At 67.6% G+C, this 6,272-nt stretch carries 4 protein-coding genes; all 4 read right to left on the reverse strand.

What is annotated here, in order from left to right:
- A partial coding sequence (locus tag AC3AYF_RS16970; RefSeq protein WP_487780060.1) for a hemolysin D occupies nt 1–937 on the reverse strand: 937 nt, incomplete at its 3' end.
- The gene (locus tag AC3AYF_RS16975; protein WP_295040645.1) at nt 938–3,097 is read right to left on the reverse strand and encodes a type I secretion system permease/ATPase; all 2,160 of its coding nucleotides are present in this window, start codon (nt 3,095–3,097) and stop codon (nt 938–940) included.
- A complete protein-coding gene (locus AC3AYF_RS16980) occupies nt 3,094–4,500 on the reverse strand; it encodes a TolC family protein (RefSeq protein ID WP_295040647.1) in 1,407 nt (468 codons plus the stop codon). The genes AC3AYF_RS16975 and AC3AYF_RS16980 overlap by 4 nt, the downstream gene beginning before the upstream one ends.
- A 160-nt stretch (nt 4,501–4,660) precedes the next feature.
- Nucleotides 4,661–6,272: type I secretion C-terminal target domain-containing protein (locus AC3AYF_RS16985; RefSeq protein WP_487780061.1), on the reverse strand; the 1,612-nt coding region annotated here is incomplete at its 5' end.

Below are 6,272 nucleotides of genomic sequence, written 5' to 3' on the forward strand. Positions count from 1 at the left end.
TGAGCACGAGCACCATGCAGGCCAAGTCGGAAACGGGCGCCAGGAAGGCGACGTCCTGCGGCTTGATCTTGGCCTCGAGCAGCAACTGGTCTTCCAGCGGGATCACTTCCATGATGGTCTCGCCCGGGGGCACCACGCCACCCCGGGTGGTGTAGTTGATCGCGTTGACCCGGCCATGCACCGGCGAGTGCAGTTCGGTGCGCTGGTACTGGTCCTGGCGCTGCACCAGAACCTGCTCCAGCGACGACAGCTCCCCCTTCTTGTCCGTCAGTTCGGTGTAGGCATCCTGCACGTAGCTGTTCTGGATCTCGGCGCGCTTGCCACGCAGCGAGGCGATGTCCTGCTGTAGCTGCAGCGACTCCATCTGGCTGACGGCCTTGCGCTCGACCAGCGGCTGGATCAGGTTCAGCCGCCGGCTGGCCATCTGGATCTCGTGATCCAGGGAGCCGGTGGCCTCGCGCAGCTTCTCCCGGCGGGCGTGGAACAGTTCGCGCTCGGACCGGGCCAGCGAGCTCTGGGCATCGACATCCGCCGGGAAGTCGATGCTATCCGCCTCGAGCACTTCGGCCTGCAGCCTGGCAATGGCGGCTTTCAGCGCCTGGACCTGATTTTCCGTCTCCTGGTAGGCGCTGCGGAAGCGGGTGCCGCTGAGCTTGACCAGCAACTGGCCCTTGTCGACGATGTCGCCTTCGCGCACCTCGAGCTCATCGATGATGCCGCCTTCCAGACTCTGGATCGACTGGATGCGACTGACCGGGATCACGCGGCCCTCGCCGTGGGTCACCACGGCGATGTGCGCCCAGGCGGACCAGCCGATGAAACTGAGCAGGCAGACCAGGACGGCCCATACCACGGGGCGGGCGAGTGGATGACGCAGGTTGGCCCGTGGGTCGCCAAGCTGCCGCTGCAACTGCTGGTCGCTGAGTGTCGTGGCCATCTAGCGTCCCTCCCGCGGGGTCGGGCTGCCGGAAGCGACCCGATTGCCCTGCACGACCTGATCGAGGTTGCCCTGCATCGCCAGCTTGCCGTCGCGCAGTACGATGGCGCGATCGGTCAGCTCCAGCAGCGGCTTCTTGTGGGTCGACACGATCAGCGTGCGGCCCTCCATCCACCGTTTGAGGAATGCCACGGCGCGCTTCTCGTTGTTCTGGTCGAAGGCGGCCGTGGGCTCGTCCAGCAGCACGATGCGGGGGTCCTGCAGCACCAGCCGGGCGAGGCCGATGGCCTGACGCTGCCCGCCGGAGACGCTGCCGTTGGAGGCGATCGGCAGCTCCAGCCCCTGGGGGTGACTGCGCACGAAGCGGCCCAGGCCGACGCCGTCCAGCGCCTGGAAGATCTCCTCGTCCTCGTAGGCCGCGCCATCCAGGGTCAGGTTGTCCCGCAAGGTGCCGTAGAAGAGCGCGATGTCCTGGGGGAGATAGCCGATCGCCCGACGCCGGTCGGCGGATTCGATCTGGGTGATATTGATGTCGTCGAGCATCACCCGGCCGGCGGTCGGCTCGACGAAGCCCGAAAGCAGCCGCAGCAGGGTCGATTTCCCGGCGCCATTGCCGCCCAGCAGCGCGATCCGCGAGCCCGCCTCGATCGTCAGTTCGTCGATCTTCAGCGCGGCCGGCCCCTCTTCGTGATGGCGGACCACGACCTCTTCCAGGCGATAGTCGCCGTGGAGCCGGGGCTTGCGGACTTTCTGGCCAGCCCCGCTTTCGTTGGGAGCCTGCATCAGTTCGTCCAACCCTTCGACCGCCGCCTTGACGTGCTGCCAACGGGCGAGCAGGGCGCTGGTCTGGCCCATCGGAGAGATGGCCCGCGAGCCGAGGATGGAGCAGGCGATCAGCGCACCGATGGTCATGTCGCCGGCACTGATACGATAGACGCCGACGATGACGATGCCGACATACCCCAGCTGCTGCAGCAACGAGGCCGAATGGGTCAGCATGCTGGTGACCGCCCTCAGCCGGATCGAGGCGTTGGAGAGCTGCGCCGACAGCGACTCCCACAGCGCCAGGTTTCTGCCCTCGGCCCGCGTCGCCTTGACGGTCTCGAGCTGATCCAGCGACTCCAGCAGCACGCCGTTCTTGACCGCACCCTCGCGCAGGTTCTCGCGCGCCAGTCTGGCCAGATGGCGCTGCAGCAGCAGCCCGGGGAGGATCATGCCGGCGATGGCGGCCACCGGCACCCACGCCACCGGGCCGCCGATCCAGGCGATGATCAACACGAACAGCGCCACGAAGGGGAGGTCGCTGATGGCGCCGGCGGTGGCGGAGGTGAAGAATTCGCGGACCGATTCGAACTCGCGCACCTGGCTGGTGAAGGCGCCGGTGGAGGCGGGCTTGGCGTTGAGACGCAGGCGGACCGCCTGTTCGAAGAGTTTCGACGAGAGTTCGAGATCCAGACGCTTGCCGATCACCTCGAGCAGATGCGCCCTGAGCCCCTTGAGCAGGAACTCCAGCAGCACGGCCAGCGCCACGCCGCTGGCCAGCACCCACAGCGTATCGAAGGCGGCGTTGGGAACGACCCGGTCGTAGACCTGCATCGCGAACAGCGCGGTGGAGATCGCCAGGACGTTGGCGGCCAGGGCGGCGACGCCGACTTCGGCGTAGGCGGGCCAGCAGGCTCTAAGCGGCTCCTTCAGCCAGTGCTTGGGGGCCGCCTGGGCGAAGTTGCCGGCGCGGTCGTCGCTGCGGGCGGCCGGCCGGGCGAAGATCGCCGTGCCGCTGTAGAGGGCGTCCAGCGCTTCCGGCGTCAGCGTCTCCTCGCCGCCGTCGGCTTCGGGGAGGGCGATGCGGGCTTCCCCGGCATCCAGCGACTCCAGCAGCGCCGTATCGCCGTTGTCGAGAATCAGCAGCGCCGGCAGCAATCGCGGCGAGATATCCTTCAGCGAACGTCGGCTCACGCGGGCGCTGACCCCGGCCCGGCGCAGGGCGCGGGAGACTTCTCTCAGCGGTAGCCGTCCCTGCTCCAACGGCAGCCCGTCGCCGAGCTCCGACAGGGAGGTGGGGCGGTCGAGGCGACGGCACAACAGCACCATGCCTTCCCGCAGCGGGTCGTTGCTCTCGTCGACCGGGTCCGTGAAACGTTCGGAGGCGGAAAGGCTCATGGGGCGTCACCTCCCAGGCGGCCTGTGATCAACGGGTTGATCAGCCCCAGCTGCGAAGCGGCGCGATACTGGATGCGCTTCTGCTGGCTCTCCAGGTCGATCAACTGGCGGCGGGCCGAGAACGCTTCCTGCCGGATCGTCAACAGGTCGTTGACGTCGCGCAGCCCCACGGAGAACTGGTCGTCGTAGAGATCGCCCACGGACTGGGCCTCCTCGACCTGGTCGGACAGCGCCTGCTGGCGCTGGCGGTAGACCTCGGCGTTCTCGATCAGGGTCAGCACGCTGCGGCGGATTTCGCGGCGCTGGTCGTCGACGCGATAGCGGGCCGCCTCGAGCCTTTGCCGGGCGGCGTCCGGTCGCTGGAAGTTGGCCAGCCCCTGCAGCGTATCCATGCGCAGGCGGAGCCCGATCACCGAGTCGTTCTGCAGCTCGCCGCCGATCTGGCGTCGCTCCAGCGAGCCTTCGATGTTGAGCTGCGGCTTCAACGACGCCTGGGTCTCGTCCAGGTCGGCCTGCGCCTGTTCGGCGGTTGCCACGGCCTGCCGGTAGGCCGGCGCCGACACGATCCACTGTTCCAGTCTTGCGTCATCCAGGCGATCGGTGAGGGTCGTCGGATCGGGCGCATCCAGCGCATCCGGCGAGACGCCGACCAGCACCCGGAACTGCTGGCGGGCGTCGTTCAGCGAACCGCGTTCCGTCGCCAGTTCGTCGCGGGCCTGGGCCAGGTCCAGTGCCACGCGCCCCTGTTCGCTGCTGTCGGTATAACCGTTGCTGCCTCGGTCCCGGGTCAGGCTGCGCAGCGCCTCGAGTTCGTCGACATAACGCTGGGTCACTTCCAGTCGATTTCTGGCGGCCAGGATGTCCAGGTAGGCCTCGGCGATATCGAGCGCGGCCTCCTCTTCGGCCACGCCGAGCGCCCGCCGAGCCTCGCGCTCTGCAGCGCTGGCGCTGGCAACCTGGCTGTCGATGCGGCCCCAGTCGTAGAGCACCTGGCGGGCCGAGGCGTCGTAGCCGAACTCGCTGAAGGGAAACTCTTCCGGGCCCGCCGAGAGATCGACGGTGGGGAAGTAGCCCCATTCGGCGATATCCACCTCGGTACCGGCGGCGTCGGCATCGGCGATCGCCGCGCGGACCGCCGGGTTGATGGCCAGTCCCCGGCGCACGGCGTCCTCAAGTGACAGCGGCCCGGAGAGCGGGGCGGATCGAGGCCGACTTTCTGTGCCGGCGGGCCTGTTCGTCGATGTCGTCGAGGGAGACCAGGGTTCGGCCGGCAGCGTCGTCCTGATCCTCGGGGCGGCCTTGGGAGACCCGCGGCCGCTGGCTTGGTGATCGACGGCGTCCCACCAGTCGGCTGCCTGACCATTGGCCATGGTCGGCGCCAGACAGACGACGATTGCCAGCATGCGTAGCGTCCACCTTTCTGCGTGTTGGGATAAGTCGTCGATGACCGCTTTTCCTTCTGCCTGCGATATTCCCCGGCTGGCGAGGGCACGTCGCCAGCCTTGTCGATAGCGGTATCGGACGCCGCCGCGGCCCGCAGGCAGCGGCGGCGTCCGCCGTTGCTCAGGTTTCGACCTGCACGGTGTTCTGCTCTACCTGGATGGTGGTGTCTCCAAAGGTGTATTGGTCGTAGGCGGTGCCGCCCAGCGTGACGGCGCCGTCGGATGTCGCTCCCTGGATGTTGAGCGTGTCCTGTTCGTCGCCGGTGACCTGCAGCACGTTGTCGTCGTCGGTCATGGCATCGACGTCTTCGGCACTCAACGTCGCCGTGCTGGCTTCGTCGCCACTGCCCAGGTCCAGCCGCTCGATGTTGGGGATGGGCCCGAGGTCGTCGTTGATCATGTCGAGATCGATGCCGCCGTCGAGCAGCAGGGTGTCGAACCCGTCGCCGCCGTCGATCGAGGCGAAACCGTCGCCGCTGGTCACGATCAGGTCGTCTCCGGCGCCCGCATTGAAGGTGTCGGCACCGTTGCCGTCGATCAGCAGGTCGTTGCCGGCGCCACCGTTGAGGGTGTCGTCGCCCGCACCGCCGCGCAGCAGATCGTTGCCGTCACCGCCGTTGAGGGTGTCATTGCCCTCATAGCCGTAGAGGCGCTGGCTGCTGGTGCCGCCGTCGAGAGTCTCGTTGGCGCTGGTGCCCTCGACGATGTTGTCATTGTTGCCCAACAGCGTACTCAAGGCGTCCAGGTCGGCCAGCTCACCCAGCGAGTCCGTGGCGGTTCTGCCGTCGCTGTCCGTGGCGGTAATGCTCGTCGAGTTGAGCAGCGAGAGCTGGAGATCGGCGTCGAGCCCCAGCAAGCCGTCGGTATCGGCGAACGCCACGGTACCCAGCAGTTCGTTGATCGCCAGGTTGTCGATCGTGCCGCCATCCGCGGCGGTGATGGTGACGCTGGCGGAGGGTGCGACCAGGCCGAGCAGCCCGGTATCGCTGTCGAAGGCGAGGTTCAGCCCCAGTTCGTCGGCCATCTGCTGGGAGGCGGTGAACTCCAGCGCGGTCAGGTTGAGGCTGAGCAGGGGCTGGTAGGCCACTGTCACCGACTGCAGGTTACCGTTGGCATCCGCGGCGAAGAGATCCTGATCGCCACCGATGTCGATCAGGCCCAGCAAGTCCACCCCGGCGATGCCGAGCAGCGAGGAGGCGTTGGCCTGCACGACGGGGGCGACGTTGTCGGGGTCCGGTGCCGGCGGGGTCTGGCCGCTGCTGTCGAACTCGGCGCTGGTGCCGGCGGTATCGCCATCGTTGTCGGAGATCACGGCATCGACACCGGTGGAGACGCTGCCCGAGAGGTCGGTATCGGCCGAGGCGTCATCGACGATCAGGTTGCCGTTGGTCAGCAGCGTCTCGATGATCTGGAGATCACTTCCGCCGTCGCTGACCAGATCGACGTCCTGCAGCGTGATGATCTGGTCGGCGGCCGCCTCCTTGGCGGAGGCCTCGGTGATGCCCTGGAACCCCCCGGTGGAGCTGATGTAGACCAGCGTGGCGGTACCGACCAGCGCGAAGTGCAGGTAGTTGGTCAGGTTGCCGGCGCTCCTGCCGATCTTGCCTTCGCCCTGCAGCAGGTTGCCGAGATCGAGGATATCGCCACCTCCGGAGACCCGGGCGCTGCTGAAGTCGGTGATGGTGTCGTTGGCGGGAGTGCCCACGGTACCCTGGTGGCCTTGTTCCCAGCGG

It is taken from the genome of Salinicola sp., assembly GCF_982684285.1.